The organism is Nesterenkonia aethiopica (assembly GCF_039534665.1).
In the GTDB taxonomy this organism is placed as follows: Bacteria; Actinomycetota; Actinomycetes; order Actinomycetales; family Micrococcaceae; genus Nesterenkonia; species Nesterenkonia aethiopica.
Genome location: NZ_BAAAVT010000052.1, coordinates 1 through 516 on the forward strand (window position 1 = coordinate 1; position 516 = coordinate 516).

General features: G+C 68.0%; 1 protein-coding gene and 1 pseudogene. Both read right to left on the reverse strand.

All coding sequences use genetic code 11. The annotated features are described in order from the left end of the window. Window positions 1-244: alpha-amylase family glycosyl hydrolase (locus ABD658_RS15305; RefSeq protein WP_344744978.1), on the reverse strand; the 244-nt coding region annotated here is incomplete at its 3' end. After that, a pseudogene (locus ABD658_RS15310) lies at window positions 241-516 on the reverse strand (hypothetical protein); the annotation flags it as partial. The pseudogene ABD658_RS15310 and the gene ABD658_RS15305, both read right to left, overlap by 4 nt.

Genomic DNA, 516 nt, shown 5'->3' on the forward strand with positions numbered 1-516 from the left:
CGTAACCGCCGTCGCGCAGGGGGGACTTGAAGAAGGGCGGGAGCCACAGGCAGTCCACGCCCAGCCATTGCAGATAGTCGAGTTTGGCGGTCAGGCCCTTCAGGTCGCCGATGCCGTCGCCGTTGCTGTCCTGGAAGGAGCGGACCAGCACCTCGTAGAAGACGGCACGCTTGAACCACTCCGGGTCCCGGTCCCTGGCCGGGGCGTCCTCGAAGATGTCCGGAACCGGCTCGTTGACTGTCATGACGCTGGGGGCCCTCCGATCTGCGGCGCGGTGGACGGTCGCTGGACATGGAGCACGTGCGCGGGGCGCTGGCCCGGTGTGAGCCGCACGTAGTTGGTCCTGCCCCAGTGGTAGGTCTCACCCGTCAGTTCGTCGCGCACGGGCGCGGACGCGTGCCGGTCCAGGCCGAGTTGCGGCATGTCCAACGAGACCGTGGCCTCCTGGGTGTGGTGGGGGTCGAGATTGGCGACCACGACGACCGTGTCCTCACCGGTGGTCTTGCTGTAGGCGAG